The following is a 17,521-nucleotide window of genomic DNA, read 5'->3' as shown; positions in this document are numbered from 1 at the left end:
GCAAAGCCTGACATGGGTCAATTTCAGCGTGGTGCTGGCTGCGGAAATGGCTAATCGTGCTGGCAGGCGGCACAATGCGGGACTGCTCACGAACTTTCGAGGTGCCCCATGCGAATCCTGCACACCATGCTGCGCGTCGGCGATATGGACCGTTCCATCGCCTTTTATACCGAGGTGCTGGGCATGACCCTGCTGCGCCGCAATGACTATCCGGACGGTCAGTTCACTCTGGCATTTGTCGGCTATGGCGACGAGGCACACAACAGCGTGCTCGAACTGACCTACAACTGGGGTGTCGATCAGTACGAGCAGGGCACCGGCTATGGGCACGTCGCCCTGGAAGTCGAGGATGTCTACAAGGCCTGTGAAGGCATTCGCCAGTTGGGTGGCAAGATCACCCGGGAGCCGGGGCCGATGAAACACGGCAGTACCATCCTGGCCTTTGTCGAAGACCCGGACGGTTACAAGATCGAACTGTTGTCGGCCAAACGCAGCGACTAGGCCGCTGCTTCAGCACCCGCCGGCTTTTTCAGAGGTAGCCCAGCTTCGGTGCGGTTTTCACCGTGAGCCTGAACAGCAGGCGCCGCGAGACCCGCTTGAGATGGTAGAGCAGGCGCGAGTAGGGGCCAGTCAGGACCAGGGTCTTGCCGGCCATGACGGCATTGACCACGTCATTGGCTACCACGTCCGGCGAACAGCCTTCCTTGATGTAATAGGCCTGCAGGCGCTGGATTTGCTCGCCCTGCATGGAAGGCGCAGCACCGCTGGCGGTGATCGCGGTGTTGATTACCCCTGGGCAGACATCGGTGACGCCGATCTGGCTGCCGTGCAACTCCATGCGCAGCACATCGCAGAAGCCGGCAACGGCGAATTTGGACGCCGCATAGGAAGCCATGGATGGTGACGGGGCATAGCTGGCGGTGGACGACACATTGACCACCTGGCGTGGCCCGCCGGCGGCCAGCATCAACGGGAGGAAATGGTAGCAACCGTGTACCACACCCATCAGGTTGACGTTGATGATGCGCTGCCACTGCTCCAGCCCGCTGTCGAGGAACTTGCCCATATAGGCAATACCGGCATTGTTGAACAGCACATCCGGAGCGCCAACCTGCTGCTGCACTTCTTTGGCAAAAGCGGCCATGGCGTTGTTGTCACTGACATCAACTGCGTAGATCAGGCAGTCGACGCCAAGGGCCTGTACTTCCTGCTGCAGGCCCTGCAGGGAGTCCAGGTGCAGATCGCTGGCAATGATGTTGGCACCCTGGCGGGCAAAGGCCAGTACCGAGGCACGGCCGATGCCGGAGGCGGCGCCGGTGATGAGAACCTGTTTGCCTTGCAATTGGGGAATGGCCAAGGTTGCTGCTCCTGGAAAAAACTGTAGGCACTTACAATATACGCTTTGAAGGTATTGTGCTAAGGCTTGCGCATTTATCCGGCTGAATGCCCAGGTCTTGAACTGGAAGGCACGGCTGTGCGTGCCGTTGCAGTGCACCCGGGGTGGCATAAGAACCAACCTCGAGAAAGCCGGTCGACGGATAAAGGCGCCGGTTACAAGCAGTTTGCGCTTGTCTTCCGGATGCATTCCGTCACTTGATTGGCGCCAATTGTTAATGGGGGTAGCGCTTCAAGCTTGACGGCTTTATTCTTGGGCACCAAACCCGCTTTCTCAGGGGGAACGCCCTTCGGGGTATCTGGGTAACCAAATAACTAGAACAAAATTGGGAGCTACGCGTTATGCGCTCAGCGCTATTTCTGATTCTCGCCTTCTGCTGTTCCTTTGCACGTGCGGACCTTTCGAACATTCAGCACCTGAATGAGATCAGGACCAACAGCAACCTGTTTGCTGCCAGTGCGATGGTTTACTTCAACCCCAAGGATCGTACGCCGGATGAGCGAAGCCTGACCGCCGCTTTCGGCGCGCTGGTGGTGATGGATACCAAAATCACCCAGGTGGATAACCCGCCGGCCATGCGTGATGCCTACGAGGAAATGAACACCATTTTCAAAAAACTGGAGAAAACCAAGCGTCGCGACTCGGAAATCTTCCCGGAGAGCGTCCTGCGCATTCTGCAGCTGAACAAGCAGATACAGGCAGCAGTGAGTGAGCAATACAAGGCAGAAGAGGCCTTGACGCCATCGCCGGTTACATTGCTCAACGATCAGGGCGAGGACATCTCCAGCCTGTTGATGGACTATCAGCTACGCCGTTATCCGCTGGATGAAGCCGAGAAAGCGCCTTTTAGTATCGACCCGGCTCAATTGCCGATGCTGGACAAGAAAATTGATGAAAATTTCAAGGTGCTGCTGGAGAGGCGTCCGCAAAACGCTGACTATCTCGAGCCGGCCTATAAAAACTACCGCTTCGTGCGCAAGCAATTGCTGCAGTCCAAAGGCCGGCCCAACGGTGGTGCCGAGTTCTACATGACCCGCACGGTGATTGACCTGAATGACCTGGGCACCGAGCTTGCCATCGAGGCTCAGGGGCTTGATCCGGAGAATCCGCAGGATCGCTGATTGCTCTTGCAACTGAATCTGGCCAGTTATTGAAACGACTGGCCAGACAACGAAAAAGGCGCTGCACAACTTGGTTGTGCAGCGCCTTTTTCGTTGTACCGGTTTTTTCCGAGCCGCTGGCTGGGCTTATTCGGCTTTGCCCTTGACCTGGCGACCGGCCACTTCGCCCTGCTTGAGCATGATCTGGTATTCCTTGCCGTCCTTCTCGACCTGATGCAGACGCACCAGCAGGAAGTTCCAGTCCTTGGCCAGCCAGAACATGGTTTTGCGTGAGCTTTTGGTCGGATCACGTACACGTTCGACCTTGATGGCATCGATCAGGCCGGCTTTGGTTCTTACCCGCTCTTCACCCAGCACGCGGAAATCGTAGGTTTCGACCTCATCACCATCCACTACCTGATAGGTCATGCTGGTTTTGCCGTCTGCAACGTCCTGTTGCAGCGCCAGCTGATAGGTGGATTTGTCGAGCAGGCCGCGGTTGAGGGGCAGGTGCACCGATTCGTCACGGTAAGTGCCCATGACCTGTTTCTGCTGCCAGTCGAAATCCAGATTGATTTCCTTGCTCTTGCCAATGCCGCCGCGACTATAGCGGTAGGAGAGTGGCAGGAAAGTACCCTTGTCGAGGGTGAAAATACTGCTTTCGTTGAGGCTGGCGATCAGCATCGAGGCCTCGAAGTCGAGCTCCCAGCGGCCGTTGTCCAGCGCCTTGAGGCTGCGCTCGGCACTGCCGCTGATCGGTAATTGTTTCCAGTCAGCGGTGTAACTGGCGGTGAAAGGCTCCAGCTCGAAAGCCAGGGCCGGAAAACTGAACAGGGTGAGGCAGAGCAGTAGCGCGCGACGCATGGGTCTCTCCTAGTTGGGTAGTTGCTGGCCGTTGGCGGGGAGCGGCTGGCCATCCAGCTCGACGCCGGCTTGACCAAGTTGCAGCCGTCCCTCGGCAAACCAGCGCATGGCCAGCGGGTAAATCCGGTGTTCCTGAGTATGAATGCGTTGGGCAAGATTTTCAGGGGTATCGCTGCTATGGATCGCGATGACCGCCTGCAGCACTACCGGCCCGCCATCCAGTTCCTCGGTGACGAAGTGCACGCTGCAGCCGTGTTCTTTCTCGTTGGCCTGCAGCGCCCGCTGGTGGGTGTGCAAGCCCTTGTACTTGGGTAGCAGCGACGGATGGATGTTCAGCAGGCGGCCATGGTAATGGCGGACAAAAGCGGGGCTGAGGATGCGCATGAACCCGGCCAGTATCACCAGTTCGGCGTCATAGCTGTCGATGATCTCGATCAGGGCCTGATCAAAGCTTTCGCGGTCGGCATATTGTTTGTGGTCAAGGGTGCGGGTCGGAATGCCGGCCGCTTCTGCGCGTTGCAGCCCGTAGGCGTCCGCACGGTTGGAAATGACCGCGCGGATACGGGCCGGGTTGTCTGTGCCGGTACTGTCGATCAGGGCCTGCAGGTTGCTTCCGGAGCCCGAGATCAGCACCACGACATTGCAGGTTGCAGGCATCAGTGCGCTTTCAGGTTGTTCAGCTGGACTTGCGCTGCGCCGGCTGCGGCGTCGGCGATATGGCCGATCACCCAGGGTTGCTCACCCGAGGCGCGCAGGTTGTCCAGAGCGACATCCAGTTGCTCCCTGGCCACGCAAATGACCATGCCGACACCGCAATTGAGTACCCGGTGCATTTCATGCTCGTCGACATTGCCCTGTTGCTGCAGCCAGTCGAACACCGCCGGGCGCTGCCAGCTGGCAACGTCGACGATGGCCTGGGCGCCCTCGGGCAGCACGCGCGGAATGTTGTCCAGCAGACCGCCACCGGTGATGTGTGCCATGGCCTTGGCCGCGCCGGTGTCCTTGATCAGCTTGAGCAGCGCCTTGACGTAAATGCGGGTGGGCGCCATCAGCAGGTCTGCCAGCGGCTTGCCATCCAGTTGCACGTTTTCGATATCGGCACCGGCCACTTCGATGATCTTGCGGATCAGCGAATAGCCGTTGGAGTGCGGGCCGGAGGAAGGCAGGGCAATCAGTGCATCGCCGCTGGCCACTTTCGAGCCATCGATGATTTCACTTTTCTCCACCACACCGACGCAGAAACCGGCCAGATCGTAGTCTTCGCCTTCATACATGCCGGGCATTTCTGCGGTTTCGCCGCCGACCAGCGAGCAGCCGGCCAGTTCGCAGCCGGCACCGATGCCGGTAACCACGGTGGCAGCCACATCGACGTTGAGCTTGCCGGTAGCGTAATAGTCGAGGAAGAACAACGGCTCGGCGCCGCAGACCACCAGATCATTGACGCACATGGCGACCAGATCCTGGCCGATGCTGTCGTGCTTGTTCAGGTTCAGCGCCAGACGCAGCTTGGTGCCGACACCATCGGTGCCGGAGACCAGTACCGGCTGCCGGTAGCCGGCGGGGATTTCGCACAGGGCACCGAAGCCGCCCAGACCGCCCATGACTTCCGGGCGAGCGGTGCGCCTGGCAACGCTCTTGATACGTTCAACCAGTGCCTCGCCGGCGTCGATGTCCACACCGGCGTCTTTGTAGCTGATGGAGGGTTGCTTGCTCATGGGCCAAGGCCTTGTAAGTAAAAAAGGGGGAAGCAGCCGGGCCGTATTGGCCATTCTGCGAAGGCCGGCGATTTTAGCAGGCTTGGGCGTGGGCGACCATCGGCGCATGGCAGGCGGAGCACTGAAGGCTGTTCGTCACGGGTGATTGCTGTGCTTCACGGGGGTTTTTCGCGGGCCGGCAAAATCCCCCGGTTACAACAATGGTTGCCGGGCGCAGGGCGCCTGTTTAAGGTATACGCCTGTCCTTCGCCCCATTCCCCCCGAGAATCCGATGCGCCTGATTACCCGCCTGTTTGTTTTAGCCCTGTCCGCCATCAGTTTGCCAGCTTTGGCGGCACCTACCAGCGGCCTGTATCAGGTACGTACAGCTGTCTCCAGCCAGCAACCGGAGGATCGTGTGGCAGGTTTGAATCGGGCACTGGATATCCTGGTGGTGAGGCTCACCGGCGATAGCGCAGCGTTGCAGGCGCCGGGGCTGGCCGAGTTGCGCAAGGATCCCCAGCAGTTGGTCAGTCAGTATGGCGTGGAGGGCAGTACGCTGGTGGTGAATTTTGATCCCCTGACCACCGAGAGTCGCCTGCGTGATGCCGGTCTTGCCTTGTGGGGTGCCAATCGACCACTGCTGCTGGTCTGGTGGCTGAATGAGCAGGACGGCAGCAGCACACTGGTCGGTGACAGTCAGGAGCAGGCTGCCCCGGTGCAGGCTGCCGCACAGAACCGCGGCTTGCCGATCAGGCTGCCGCTGGCGGACTTGCAGGAGCAGTTGGTGGCTACCAGCGAGAGCCTGAGCGCCGCCCAGCCGGATGCTTTGTTGCCAGCCTCGCAGCGCTATGCAGCCGATGCCCTGTTGGGGGTGGTCGCGCAACCGGCCGGTGACCAGTGGCAGGCTCAGTGGCGCCTGTGGCTGGGCGACAGTCGGGAACAGGGTACGCTCGAAGCGGCTGATCAGGCTGCATTGGCTGATGCGGTGATGCTGGCGGTGAGCCAGCGGCTTGCACCGCGCTTTATCGCTGCACCGGGCGCTGCGCAGAGCATTACGCTGGTTGTGCAAGGGGTCGATCTGCCGCGCATGGCGGAGCTGGATCGCCTGCTCAAGCCGTTTAATGCGCGTTTGCACAAGGCCGAGGGCAACAGCCTGACGTATCAGGTCAATGCCAGTCCCGAGCAGCTGCGTGCCCAGCTGGCGCTGGGTCAGTTGCGCGAAGTGACTGCAGTAGCGGCCGAACCGGTACCGCAGCTGAGCCCGTTGACTACGGCGGTGGAGCAGGCCGGTGCGCAAGCCGTGGCGCCGGCAGCTGTTGCACCTGCGGCCAATGTGCTGACCTTCAGCTGGTAAGCCTCAGGCCCTGAGGCCGTCTATGCAGATACTGCGTCAATTGCCCAATCTGCTGACCCTGCTGCGTCTGGGCATGACGGTGCCCATTGCCTGGTTGCTGCTGGAACAGCAGCATGCCCAGGCCTTGATCTGGTTTGCCCTGGCGGGCGCATCCGATGGGCTGGACGGCTTTCTGGCACGGCGCTACGGCTGGGTCAGCCGCTTCGGCTCGCTAGTCGATCCGCTGGCCGACAAATTATTGCTGGTTACCAGCTACATCTGCCTGAGCATCGTCGGCGAATTGCCGGTCTGGCTAACCCTGGTGGTACTCGGCCGGGACCTGTTGCTGGTTGTCGGTGCTATTGTCTATCGCACAGTGATCGGCCCGTTCGGCGTTCGCCCCAGCCTGCTGGGCAAGCTGTCTACCCTGTTACAGATCGTGCTGGTGCTCGCCTTGCTGCTTGAACTGAGTATCCAGCCGGCGTTTGTCGAGGTGCACGGGGTGCTCGAGTGGCTGGTGTTACTGGTAACCCTGGCCAGCGGGGCGGATTACTGCAGGGTCTGGCTGGGAAAATTCATTTCTGCACGCAGGGAGCCGGTTAGATGACCGCAAACTTTCGCTGGCTCTGGTTGCCGGGTGTGGCGCTGCTGGTCTGGCTGCTGTACCTGCTGACACCGATTCTCGCGCCCTTTCTGGTAGCCATGTTGCTGGCTTACATGGGCGATCCACTGGTTGACCGTCTGCAGCGCTTCAAGCTGTCCCGCACGATGGCGGTGGTGCTGGTGTTTGCGGCGTTCAGCCTGATTCTGCTGGCCCTGTTTGTGGTGCTGGTGCCCTTGCTGGGCCGCCAGCTGGTGCGCCTGTATGAAGTGGCGCCGCAACTGCTCGACTGGCTGCAGCAGCACGCCTTGCCCTGGATACAGGTGCAGCTCGGGCTGCCGGACGGCTTCTGGCGGCTGGATCATGTCAAACAGGCGCTGTCCGGACATGTCGGCCAGACCGGCGATATTCTCGGCATGGTTCTGGGCAAGGCCACGGCCTCCGGTCGCGCGCTGCTGGGCTGGTTGACCGATGTGGTGCTGGTGCCGGTGGTGGGCTTCTACCTGCTGCGTGACTGGGACCAGCTGATGATCCGCTTGCGGACGCTGTTGCCGCGGCGCATCGAGCCGGTGCTGGTACGCCTGGCGGGTGAATGTCATGACGTGCTGGGGGCTTTTATCCGTGGCCAGTTGCTGGTGATGCTGGGGCTTGGCCTGATCTATGCGGTCGGCTTGAGCATCATCGGTCTGGATCTGGGCTTGCTGGTCGGCCTGCTCGCCGGGCTGGCCAGCATAGTGCCGTACATGGGTTTCGTCATCGGCAGCGCGGCAGCCGTCATTGCCTCGCTGTTTCAGCATGGCGGCATGGAACTCTATCCGCTGCTCGGCGTGGCGCTGGTATTTGCCGTCGGGCAGCTGACTGAAGGCATGCTGCTGACGCCGCTGCTGGTCGGTGATCGCATCGGCCTGCATCCGGTGGCAGTGATTTTTGCCATTCTGGCCGGTGGCCAGCTGTTCGATTTCGTCGGTATTCTGCTGGCCCTGCCGGCGGCCGCAGTGATAATGGTCATGCTCAGGCATGCCAATGATTTATATAAACTTTCCGATTTGTATCAGGTACCGGCAGAAGTACCTGAAGACACCCGCGAGCCTGAATGAAACCGATCCAGTTACCCCTTGGTGTGCGTCTGCGCGATGACGCCACTTTCAAGAATTTCTATCCGGGCAGCAATGCGGTTGCGTTGGGTTATGTCGAACGGCTGTGCCAGGCGGATGCCGGCTGGACCGAAAGCCTGATCTACCTGTGGGGTGGTGCCGGTGTTGGCCGCAGTCATTTGCTGCAGGCGGCCTGCCTGCAACTGGAACAGCTAGACCAGCAGGCGGTTTATCTGCCTCTGGCCGGCTTGGTCGAGCATGGGCCGGCCCTGCTCGAAGGACTGGAGCATTGTGCGCTGGTCTGTCTGGATGATCTTGATGCTGTAGCAGGGCGGGCTGACTGGGAAGAAGCGCTGTTCCATCTGTTCAACCGCTTGCGCGATGCCGGTCAGCGCTTGTTGCTCAGTGCCAGCGCAGCGCCTCGGGAACTGCAATTGCAGCTGGCGGATTTGCAGTCACGCCTGAGCCAGGCGCTGGTGTTCCAGCTGCGCGAGCTGGCTGCGGATGACAAACTGCATGCCCTGCAGTTGCGTGCCTCGCGCCGCGGGCTGCAACTGCCGGACGAGGTGGCAGCCTTCATTCTCAATCGCGGTTCGCGCAGCATGAACGGCCTGTTCGAGCTGCTGGAACAGCTGGATCAGGCCTCGCTACAGGCTCAGCGCAAACTGACCATCCCGTTTCTCAAGGAAACCCTGGGCTGGTAATTACCTCGTGGTTTCTCACTCGCCGGCCAGCTTGCGCTCGTACTGGAAGCGATAGCGGGTGTACATCAGCGCGGCACAGAACAGCACGAAACTGAGGATCGATTGCAGCCAGCCATAGGCCATGCGGTTGGGGTCGAAAGCTGCCAGTACGCCCTGAATGAAGTACAGATTGACGACAAAACAGCACCAGGCATGGGTGCGCGCGTTGCCTGCCAGCATGCCGGGTGCAAGCAGGGCGAGGGGCAGCAGCTCGATTGCCAGCACCACCCAGGTGCGTGCGCCATGCAGATCGGCCAGCAACAGGTTCCATGCCAGCAGTACAACCGCCAGGCTGGCAAAGCAGGCGAGACTGATTGCGTGGGTGAGTTTCACCCGTGGCTCCAGCCACTCAATGGCAGGCAAGGGCTTGGCGGATTTAGACACGGGCTTTCTCCAGCGCGAGGGCCAGTTTGGCCAGGCGTTGACCCAGCGCCCGGCACAGGTGGGCCTCATGGGTATCCAGCGCACGTTTGCCATCGGCGCCGGCGTGATGGCTGGCGCCGTACGGTGTGCCGCCACCGCGGGTTTCCAGCAGGGCTGATTCGCTATAGGGCAGGCCGGCAACCAGCATGCCGTGGTGCAGCAGGGGCAGCAACATGGATAACAGGGTGCTTTCCTGGCCGCCATGCAGGCTGGCGGTGGAGGTGAACACACCGGCGGGCTTGCCGACCAGAGCTCCGCTCAGCCACAGGCTGCTGGTGCCGTCGAGAAAGTATTTCAGCGGTGCAGCCATATTGCCGAAACGGGTCGGGCTGCCCAGAGCCAGACCGGCACAGTTTTTCAGATCCTCCTGGGTGGCATACAGGGCGCCTTCCTGCGGAATCTCCGCAGCGACCTGCTCGCATTCGCTGGAAACCGCCGGGACGGTGCGCAGTCGCGCCTCCAGCCCGCCCAGTTCCACGCCGCGGGCAATCTGCCGGGCCATTTCAGCGGTTGCGCCGTGGCGGCTGTAATACAGCACCAGAATGAACGGCGTGCTCATGGCAGTAGCTCCAGCACTTTTTCCGGCGGGCGACCGATAACGGCGCGGTCGCCGACCACCAGTATCGGCCGCTCGATCAGTTTCGGGTGGCTGAGCATAGCCTCTATCAGGGTCTGCTCACTGAGGCCGGCATCGGCCAGTTGCAGGTTTTTGTATGCTTCCTCGCCCGTGCGCAGCAGTTGTCGCGCACTGATGCCCAGTTTCACCAGCAATGCGGACAGTTCACTGGCCGTGGGTGGTGTGTCCAGATAGAGAACAACATCGGGATGCACGCCGCGCGCTTCGAGGAGCTGCAGGGCATTGCGGGATTTGGAACAGCGCGGATTGTGATAGAAGGTAAGCTCGGTCATGGCAGGTCACAGGTTATGCATTCAGGCGGCTATTCTAACCGCAGCGCTGCTGCTTGATCGTGCTAACGCAGGCAAATCGTCGTTGAATGTGCTTTTCGACAAGGAGTTTTGATGGTGCATCGGGTGAAACAGCATCTGCGCTTCTGGAGCGCGCTGGTCGGGCGGTTTCTGGCCCATCGCGGTGCCAGCAGCGCTGCAGCCTTGACCTACACCACGCTGTTCGCCGTGGTGCCGCTGATGACGGTAACCTTTTCGATACTCTCGGCGATTCCGTTCTTTCACGGCATGGGCGGGCAGATCCAGACCTTCATCTTCAGCAATTTCGTGCCTTCCACAGGGGCCACGGTGCAGGAGTACCTGCAGGGCTTCAGTCTGCAGGCGCGGCAGTTGACCTGGGTCGGGATCCTGGCGCTGGCCGTCACCGCCTACCTGATGCTGCTCAACATCGAGGCGGCCTTCAACGTCATCTGGCACATCCGGCAGCCGCGGCGGGGTGTCTCGAGTTTTCTGCTGTACTGGGCGATCCTCAGTCTCGGGCCGTTATTACTCGGCGTCGGCTTTGTCATCAGCACCTACATTGCCTCCCTGACGCTGCTTTCCGGACCTCACCCGTTGCCGGGTGCCGCTACCTTGCTCGGCATGCTGCCGCTGATCTGCAGTATCGCTGCCTTTACGCTCATCTATGCCACGGTGCCCAACACACGGGTACCGGTGAAACATGCGCTGGTGGGGGGGCTGTTCGCCGCAGGCCTGTTCGAGGCGGCCAAGCAGTTGTTTCGCGTGTATGTCGGCCTGTTCCCCAGCTATGAGCTCATCTACGGTGCCTTTGCCGCCGTGCCGCTGTTCCTGCTGTGGGTCTATCTGTGCTGGCTGATCATACTGTTCGGTGCGGAGCTGGTGTGCAGCCTGTCGTACTCCAGCCCCGCACAGCAACGCAAATTGCCCAGACTGCTGAGCCTGCTGGGGGTTTTGCGGGTATTGCATGACAAGCAGCAATCCGGAGCCGGGCTGAGCCTTGCGGGACTGACAAAGTCCGGCTGGCCGCTGGCGAATGAGGAATGGCTGGATCTGCTGGAGTTTCTGGAGGAGGAAAAACTGGTCTGTCGTTCCGGCTCCGACCAGTGGGTGATCAGTCGTGACCTTAACCATTACAGCCTGGCTACCCTGTTGCAGCGTTGCCCTTGGCCATTGCCCGCGCCGCAGAGCATGCCTGCAGAGCTGGATGAACCCTGGTATCCGGCCGTGCGCTCGGCGCTGGCGCAGCAGCGCGAGGATCAGGCTGCGCTGTTTGCCGGCAGTCTTGCGCAATGGCTGGAAGCGACACCGGAGTCACAAGGCTGAGCTGGGTTTATGGCTCAGGCCAGTGTCAGTGGATGTCGGCTCACACAGGGTGTGGTCAGACTGGCGGCCGGTAACTTGATGACGGTCTGGCTGTTGACACTTATCAGCTGCAACCAGAGGCTTTCACCCTCGCCGAACTGGTCCACTGGCAGCCACAGACCATGCTGCCAGGTATTACCTGCTTCAGGGGTGCTTTGCAGCACAGCAGGGCGCGCCTGGGTGCCGGGTGCACGCCGCAGCCAGATCGGTCGCGGCAAACCCTTCAGGTAACGCAGTCCCAGATGCAGCCCCTCACTGTTGAGGTGGCGCCAGCGCACCATGGCCAGTGTCGAGGTGCCGTTGCCGCCCAGCAGGAGCAGCAGCTGGCCAACCAGCAGCTCGCTGCCCTGATCACCGTTACACAGCACACAGGTGCCGCCAGCGCTGGAGTCGAGCATCTGGACGCTGGACTGCTCGACCGGGTTGCCCATCAGGTGTTTGTGCACATCGCCGAGGCCGATGATCAGGTTGCAACTGCCATTGGTTTCGGAGCGTTCGTGCTGACGCTGCATACGCCCCAGCCAGTGCGGCCTGACATTCTCGAGCAAAGCGTGCTGCGCTTTGCTCTGCAAGGGTGCCGGTTCATGCAGGGCTACCAGCAGTGCGCCGAGCTCGAAGCGGCGCAAATGCTCGGCGGAGCTGGTGACCTTCTGGTTGGGGCTCAGGCAGGGTTCGGATTCGCCAAGATCAACCACTGGCCCATCGCTTTCATCCTCACTATCCCAGGGTAACAGACGCCCCAGGGCGGCAATCGGAGCCAGTGCGCCAAACAGCTCGAAGGCTTCACCATCGGCCAGATGAAACGGGTTGCTCAACGCCAGCAACAGCATTTGCTGGTAAAGGCCGCGCAGGGTATTCGCCGGCGTGGGGATGAAGGCTGCCGCAATCAGCTCGTCAAGGCAGTTCTGGTGCTCGCCGATCCAGTACAGCAGGTGACTGTCGCGCCACATGCTGGGCGGCGGCTCCTGATAAATCTGGTAATGCCGCAACATGCTGTGTGCCAGAAAATGCACGGCCATATACAGGCACCAGGCCAGGTGCGGGCGGGAAGGGTTGCGGCCCTGAAGAATCTGCAATAGCAGGCGTTTGAAGCCGGTGGCCATTTCATGGTTCAGACGGATAAACAGCGCTGTGGGTGTTTTGTTGCTCTGGAATGCTTTGGAATAGAACTGATATTCAACACTGAAGCTTTGCAGCGTGCGTTGTCTTTCCAGTAAGGTCAGGTTGCAGCGGTTAAGACGGAACAGCAGCGCCAGAATGTCACGCAGACCGGTTTCGGCAGAAACCTTGCGAGCTTCGGCCAGTCTTTCTGCAAGCTCTGCCAGAATGCTTTCAGGCCGATCCTCGATCAGGTCGGGTACCTCAAGGCGCAGCGCATCAAGGCTCATATAAAGGCTGCACTATCAAGGATTACAGACATGCGCATGCAATTTCCTGCGGTCATTTTGGTTTCTCTGGCATTAATACTGCTGAGTGGTTGCAGCGCGGATTACGGCACTGATCAGCATGGACAAAAGGTACCGGCTACGCGCGTCGAAGGCCAGTGGTTGATCGTCAATTATTGGGCGGATTGGTGTCCCCCTTGTCGGAAAGAGATCCCGGAGCTCAATCTGCTGGCCGAACAGCTGAAAAATCAGGGGGTCAGCGTGTTTGCAGTCAACTATGACGGCCTGCAGGGCGAGGACTTGCAGAAGGCTATCCGCGAGTTCGACTTCACTTTTACGGTGCTGACGGAGGATCCTGCTGCGCGCCTGCAGTTGCCGCGCAGCGGCGGGCTGCCGGTGACCTTCATCATCGACCCGCAAGGCAGATTGCGCGAGCAATTGATGGGCGAGCAGACCGCCGCCGGGCTTGCCGCCAGGCTGAAGACCTTGCAGCAGGAGCCTTAGCTCAGGGCGTAGTATCGGCTCTTGCCGGCTGGCGGCCAGTCTTCTGTTTCAGGGCGTGCAGGAATTCGCTCTGCAATTCGGGATCGTTGCGCGTCAGTTCCAGCAGGCTCTGCTCCAGCTCGCTGGCTTCATCTTCCATCCCGAGTTGCGCCAGACGATTGACGCGGTAAGCCCACTGGCTCGCATCATCGTCCTCGAGGTTGGTGAAAATCAGCTCGTGAGCTTCCTGCAGTTTGTTGCGCAAGGCCTTGCTGACGGTCAGCGTGACTTCCTGACGGGTACCGTCTTTCGGGTCTTCGACGCTGACAATCAGCTTGTTGACGTGCGTCAGGTCCTGATCGGCCAAGGGGCCATCCAGCAGATTGAGAAACAGCAAGCCGCGGCGGTCCGTCATCAGCTCATGGGTTTGCTTGCCGGCTTTGACCTGCACCGGTCTTTCGGCCCAGGGCAGGCTGATCTGTTCCTTGCGCTGCACCGTCTGCACTTCATTCAGGGAGGCCAGACTCTGCTCGGCACGACCGTTGGACTGCACATTCATCGCCGGATTCAGGCCGGCCATGCCGTATTCGATCCAGCCGCGGGTGGCGCTTTGCGGCACATTGCCCAGTGCGATGACGTTAACCACGTTGGCCCCGACACCGGCAACCACGGCTACGGCGCCAGCGGGGATTTCATAGATTTCACGCCAGGCCTGATAGGGCGTATAGCGGTCGTAGGTGCGGGTAACCTCGAAGTCGGTGACATCGAAGGTCTGCTGATCGTAAATACTGATACGCCGTTGCGGTAGCTCCATGGGCTTGTCCGCTTCCGCATCTATACGCAAGCTGTGATCCAGCAATTTGCGTTCTGCGCGGGCCTCGTGGTCGCTACGCTGCGGCAAATGGTTGGCGCAGGCGCTCAACAGCGTAATGCACAGCAGCGGACCCAGACGGAACAGTGCGGAGGAGGTTCGCATGCTCTGTCTCAGCCCTGGATGCGCTGCGCGATGAACGACAGGATCTCCGCTGCCGGCAGGACCTGTGCTTCGCTTTGATCGCGACCCTTGTACTCCAGATTGCCTTCATTCAGGCCGCGATCGCTGACCACGATGCGGTGCGGAATGCCGATCAGTTCCATATCGGCAAACTTCACGCCGGGGCTGGTTTTCTTGTCGCGATCATCCAGCAGCACGTCGTAGCCGGCAGCAGTCAGTTGCGCATACAGGGTGTCGGTGGCAGCCCGCACAGCTTCGGTTTCGTACTTCAGGGGTACCAGAGCAATCTGGAAGGGTGCCAGGGCGGCTGGCCAGCGAATGCCGCGCTCGTCATTGTTCTGCTCGATGGCTGCCGCCACCACACGGGTGACGCCGATGCCGTAGCAACCCATGGTGAGGATCACCGGTTTGCCGTTCTCGCCGAGCACCTGACAGTTCATGGCTTCGCTGTATTTGGTGCCCAGCTGGAAGATATGTCCGACCTCGATGCCGCGCTTGATCACCAGTGTGCCCTGGCCATCGGGACTCGGATCGCCGGCCACCACGTTACGCAGGTCGGCAACCGGTGGTAGCGGCAAGTCGCGATCCCAGTTGATGCCGAAATAGTGTTGACCGTCGATATTGGCGCCAGCGCCGAAATCACTGATCAAAGCCACCGAACGGTCAATCACACAGGCAATTGGCAGGTTCAGCGGGCCCAGCGAGCCAGGACCGGCGCCGAGGGCAGCGCGGATTTCCGCTTCGCTGGCAAACACCAGCGGGCTGGCGACCAGTTCGTGATTGGCGGCCTTGATTTCATTCAGTTCGTGGTCACCGCGAACGATCAGGGCTACCAGCTTGCCCTTTTCCGCGCCATGCACCACCAGCGTCTTGATGGTTTTCTCGATGGCCAGATTGAACTGGCTGACCAGTTGATCAATGGTTTTGGCGTCGGGCGTAGCGATCAGACGCAATTCCTCGGTGGCTGCTGCGCGTGTGGTTTCACGGGGAACAGCTTCGGCTTTTTCGATATTGGCGGCGTAGTCGGAGCTGTCGCTGAAAGCGATGTCGTCTTCGCCGGACTCGGCCAGTACATGAAACTCATGGGAGCCGGTGCCGCCGATGGAGCCGGTATCGGCCTGTACCGGCCGGAAGTTCAGACCCAGGCGGGTAAAGATATTGCAGTAGGCCTGATGCATGCGCTCGTAGGTCTGCTGCAGGGATGCCTGGTCCGCGTGGAAGGAGTAGGCGTCCTTCATGATGAACTCGCGACCGCGCATGACGCCGAAGCGCGGGCGGATTTCGTCGCGGAACTTGGTCTGGATCTGGTAGAGACTGAGTGGCAACTGCTTGTAGCTGTTCAGCTCGTTGCGGGCGAGATCGGTAACCACTTCTTCGTGGGTCGGGCCGGCACAGAAGTCGCGCTGGTGACGATCTTTCATGCGCAGCAGCTCGGGGCCATACTGCTCCCAGCGTCCGGACTCCTGCCATAACTCAGCCGGCTGGATGCCGGGCATGAGTACTTCCAGCGCGCCGGCAGCGTTCATTTCCTCGCGGACAATGGCTTCGACTTTACGTAGTACGCGCAAGCCCATCGGCAGCCAGGTGTAAAGCCCGGAGGCGAGCTTGCGGATCAGGCCGGCGCGCAGCATCAGCTGATGGCTGATCACCACTGCATCGGAGGGGGTTTCTTTGAGGGTTGCAAGCAGATACTGACTGGTACGCATGGTTGGCCGTTATGTCGTTTGCGGAGGCAGGGGTAGGCTGCGCATTGTACGGTGCTGGTCAATGCGCGTACAGGCACCAGATGCTCCGTAAGCGGGTACAGCCGTTGCGCTCTTGTCGCGTTTTCGGGAGGGTGTCAGAAAGGTGGGGGAGTTACGCATAATCCCCATTCCCGCCTCGTAGATACCGTCTTGCCGGTCAGTGCGCAATAGCCAGTTGAGCATCAAAAGGCTTGCCTGACTTCAATACGCCGTAAGCAATGTGTAGAAGTTTACGCATCGCTGCGCAGACGATCTGTTTACCCGGCTTGCCTTTGGCTTTTAGCCGCTCACTCAGGGCTTTTACTGCCGGATTGTGCGTCATGGCCACGAGTGCCGGCATGTACAAACCTGCACGTAGACTTGCGGACCCCGTGCGCGATATACGCACATGCCCTTTGTGCTTGCCGGACTCTTGCAGTCGAGGGTTCAGCCCGGCGAATGCGACAACGGCGCGGGAGCTCTTGAAGCGTAACGGATTCGCCAGCTCGGCCATTATCAACGCTGCAGTTTTATCGCTGATCCCGTCAATGCTGACCAGCAGTTCACGCTGGCCACGCAAGTCAGGATCATCATCAATATGTTCTTTGATGGCTTTCAGGGTCGCCGTAATCTCTTGCTCCAAATGCTGGATGACCGAGCGGATAGAGCCTTGCACGCTGGCATCAGAGACATCCAATCGATTTTGCTCCATCTGCTCAAGCCCCTTGAGGTCTTCCAGACGCCGTACCAAGGCACGCAGGCGGCGCTGCGCAAGGGGTTCGGGCTGCCAGGCGACAAGCTCATCTTTATGGCGCTGGCCATAAAGTGCGATCAATTTGGCATCGACCTTGTCGGTTTTGACCCGCTGCAACTGGCTCTTGGCATAGCTGGAAATGCACGCAGGGTTGATCACTGCAACCTGATAGCCCAGGTTGTACATGTGTTCAGCCAACGCCAGGTGATAAATACCGGTTGCCTCCATCACCAGCCAGGCATCGGCCGTGGCATGTTTGCCCAGCCATGCCTGCAGGGCATCAAACCCCTTGGGATTATTCGGCAGACGGGCTTTGGTGCGGTACTTGTCGTTGATCTGAAGGGTGGCAATATCAAAGCTGCCTTTGGCAATGTCGATACCAACTACGCTGGACATGGTCGATCTCCTCAAGTTGATCCGTTTGATCATCACGACACTCTGTTCAACCTTGTCAATGCGAGCTCTCGCGCAAAGCTGGCTCAAGATACCGTTCGAACTTCACGAGTGAGTGCGCAGGGTCGAAGAACTATCTACGTCACAGACTCAAGGCCTGAGGGTGGGCTCGTCTTTCTGACCCTGCTTCCGATGATCTGTCGGATACAATCACCCAGTAACTGAGTGATTGTCGAGATACAAGGGTG

19 protein-coding genes are annotated in these 17,521 nt (G+C 60.1%); 8 read left to right on the top strand and 11 right to left on the bottom strand.

The genetic code is table 11. From position 1 onward, the window contains the following. Window positions 1-108 precede the first annotated feature (108 nt). Window positions 109-501 (top strand): lactoylglutathione lyase, encoded by a 393-nt coding sequence (gene gloA, locus BLT89_RS10155; protein ID WP_090194702.1) that lies wholly within the window; start codon window positions 109-111, stop codon window positions 499-501. Window positions 502-529: 28 nt separating this feature from the next. Here the strand turns inward: gloA and BLT89_RS10150 are convergent, their stop codons facing one another. Then, window positions 530-1,357 (bottom strand): SDR family NAD(P)-dependent oxidoreductase, encoded by an 828-nt coding sequence (locus BLT89_RS10150; RefSeq protein ID WP_090194701.1) that lies wholly within the window; start codon window positions 1,355-1,357, stop codon window positions 530-532. A 380-nt stretch (window positions 1,358-1,737) separates the two neighbouring features. Between BLT89_RS10150 and BLT89_RS10145 the strand changes: the two genes are divergently transcribed. Beyond that, window positions 1,738-2,517, top strand: a complete 780-nt coding sequence (locus BLT89_RS10145; protein WP_090194700.1) for a hypothetical protein — start codon at window positions 1,738-1,740, stop codon at window positions 2,515-2,517. Between the two features lie 126 nt (window positions 2,518-2,643). On the opposite strand, the gene BLT89_RS10140 is transcribed toward BLT89_RS10145, so the two are convergent. From BLT89_RS10140 to purM, 3 genes are read right to left on the bottom strand one after another with little or no spacing between them, the layout of a single operon-like run. Continuing rightward, the gene (locus BLT89_RS10140) at window positions 2,644-3,360 is read right to left on the bottom strand and encodes a DUF3108 domain-containing protein (RefSeq protein WP_090194698.1); all 717 of its coding nucleotides are present in this window, start codon (window positions 3,358-3,360) and stop codon (window positions 2,644-2,646) included. Between the two features lie 9 nt (window positions 3,361-3,369). Then, complete coding sequence (gene purN, locus BLT89_RS10135; protein ID WP_090194697.1) at window positions 3,370-4,017, bottom strand: phosphoribosylglycinamide formyltransferase; 648 nt, start codon at window positions 4,015-4,017, stop codon at window positions 3,370-3,372. Beyond that, window positions 4,017-5,075, bottom strand: a complete 1,059-nt coding sequence (gene purM / locus BLT89_RS10130) for a phosphoribosylformylglycinamidine cyclo-ligase (protein WP_090194695.1) — start codon at window positions 5,073-5,075, stop codon at window positions 4,017-4,019. The genes purN and purM overlap by 1 nt, the downstream gene beginning before the upstream one ends. Before the next feature lie 271 nt (window positions 5,076-5,346). Between purM and BLT89_RS10125 the strand changes: the two genes are divergently transcribed. From BLT89_RS10125 to hda, 4 genes are read left to right on the top strand one after another with little or no spacing between them, the layout of a single operon-like run. Beyond that, window positions 5,347-6,411 (top strand): DUF2066 domain-containing protein, encoded by a 1,065-nt coding sequence (locus tag BLT89_RS10125; protein WP_090194693.1) that lies wholly within the window; start codon window positions 5,347-5,349, stop codon window positions 6,409-6,411. Window positions 6,412-6,433: 22 nt separating this feature from the next. Continuing rightward, a complete protein-coding gene (locus tag BLT89_RS10120; RefSeq protein ID WP_231975007.1) occupies window positions 6,434-6,997 on the top strand; it encodes a CDP-alcohol phosphatidyltransferase family protein in 564 nt (187 codons plus the stop codon). Next, entirely contained in the window at window positions 6,994-8,088 is a 1,095-nt protein-coding gene (locus BLT89_RS10115) for an AI-2E family transporter (protein ID WP_090194692.1), read from the top strand. The genes BLT89_RS10120 and BLT89_RS10115 overlap by 4 nt, the downstream gene beginning before the upstream one ends. Further along, window positions 8,085-8,789 (top strand): DnaA regulatory inactivator Hda, encoded by a 705-nt coding sequence (gene hda, locus BLT89_RS10110; RefSeq protein WP_090194690.1) that lies wholly within the window; start codon window positions 8,085-8,087, stop codon window positions 8,787-8,789. Before BLT89_RS10115 ends, hda begins: the two co-directional genes overlap by 4 nt. 15 nt (window positions 8,790-8,804) lie before the next feature. Here the strand turns inward: hda and BLT89_RS10105 are convergent, their stop codons facing one another. From BLT89_RS10105 to arsC, 3 genes are read right to left on the bottom strand one after another with little or no spacing between them, the layout of a single operon-like run. Then, window positions 8,805-9,212 carry a DUF2069 domain-containing protein gene (locus BLT89_RS10105; RefSeq protein ID WP_090194689.1) on the bottom strand — a complete coding sequence of 136 codons (408 nt, stop codon included), beginning with the start codon at window positions 9,210-9,212 and terminating at the stop codon, window positions 8,805-8,807. Further along, entirely contained in the window at window positions 9,205-9,810 is a 606-nt protein-coding gene (gene wrbA / locus BLT89_RS10100; RefSeq protein ID WP_090194687.1) for an NAD(P)H:quinone oxidoreductase, read from the bottom strand. The genes BLT89_RS10105 and wrbA overlap by 8 nt, the downstream gene beginning before the upstream one ends. Continuing rightward, window positions 9,807-10,160 (bottom strand): arsenate reductase (glutaredoxin), encoded by a 354-nt coding sequence (gene arsC / locus BLT89_RS10095; protein WP_090194685.1) that lies wholly within the window; start codon window positions 10,158-10,160, stop codon window positions 9,807-9,809. Before arsC ends, wrbA begins: the two co-directional genes overlap by 4 nt. A 111-nt stretch (window positions 10,161-10,271) precedes the next feature. Between arsC and BLT89_RS10090 the strand changes: the two genes are divergently transcribed. Then, the gene (locus BLT89_RS10090) at window positions 10,272-11,501 is read left to right on the top strand and encodes a YihY family inner membrane protein (RefSeq protein WP_090194684.1); all 1,230 of its coding nucleotides are present in this window, start codon (window positions 10,272-10,274) and stop codon (window positions 11,499-11,501) included. Window positions 11,502-11,515: 14 nt separating this feature from the next. On the opposite strand, the gene BLT89_RS10085 is transcribed toward BLT89_RS10090, so the two are convergent. After that, complete coding sequence (locus BLT89_RS10085; RefSeq protein ID WP_090194681.1) at window positions 11,516-12,928, bottom strand: pilus assembly protein PilZ; 1,413 nt, start codon at window positions 12,926-12,928, stop codon at window positions 11,516-11,518. Between the two features lie 30 nt (window positions 12,929-12,958). On the opposite strand from BLT89_RS10085, the gene BLT89_RS10080 reads away from it, so the two are divergent. Then, the gene (locus tag BLT89_RS10080) at window positions 12,959-13,429 is read left to right on the top strand and encodes a TlpA disulfide reductase family protein (protein ID WP_090194679.1); all 471 of its coding nucleotides are present in this window, start codon (window positions 12,959-12,961) and stop codon (window positions 13,427-13,429) included. A gap of 1 nt (window position 13,430) precedes the next feature. Here the strand turns inward: BLT89_RS10080 and BLT89_RS10075 are convergent, their stop codons facing one another. From BLT89_RS10075 to BLT89_RS10065, 3 genes are all read right to left on the bottom strand, one after another. Beyond that, window positions 13,431-14,384, bottom strand: a complete 954-nt coding sequence (locus tag BLT89_RS10075; protein ID WP_090194677.1) for a hypothetical protein — start codon at window positions 14,382-14,384, stop codon at window positions 13,431-13,433. An 8-nt stretch (window positions 14,385-14,392) separates the two neighbouring features. After that, the gene (locus BLT89_RS10070) at window positions 14,393-16,108 is read right to left on the bottom strand and encodes a proline--tRNA ligase (protein ID WP_090194675.1); all 1,716 of its coding nucleotides are present in this window, start codon (window positions 16,106-16,108) and stop codon (window positions 14,393-14,395) included. Window positions 16,109-16,304: 196 nt separating this feature from the next. Beyond that, window positions 16,305-17,276 (bottom strand): IS110 family RNA-guided transposase, encoded by a 972-nt coding sequence (locus BLT89_RS10065; protein WP_090193324.1) that lies wholly within the window; start codon window positions 17,274-17,276, stop codon window positions 16,305-16,307. Window positions 17,277-17,521 lie beyond the last annotated feature (245 nt).

Source organism: Pseudomonas pohangensis, from assembly GCF_900105995.1.
In the GTDB taxonomy this organism is placed as follows: domain Bacteria; phylum Pseudomonadota; class Gammaproteobacteria; order Pseudomonadales; family Pseudomonadaceae; genus Aquipseudomonas; species Aquipseudomonas pohangensis.
This window is presented reverse-complemented; position numbering and strand designations above follow the sequence as displayed.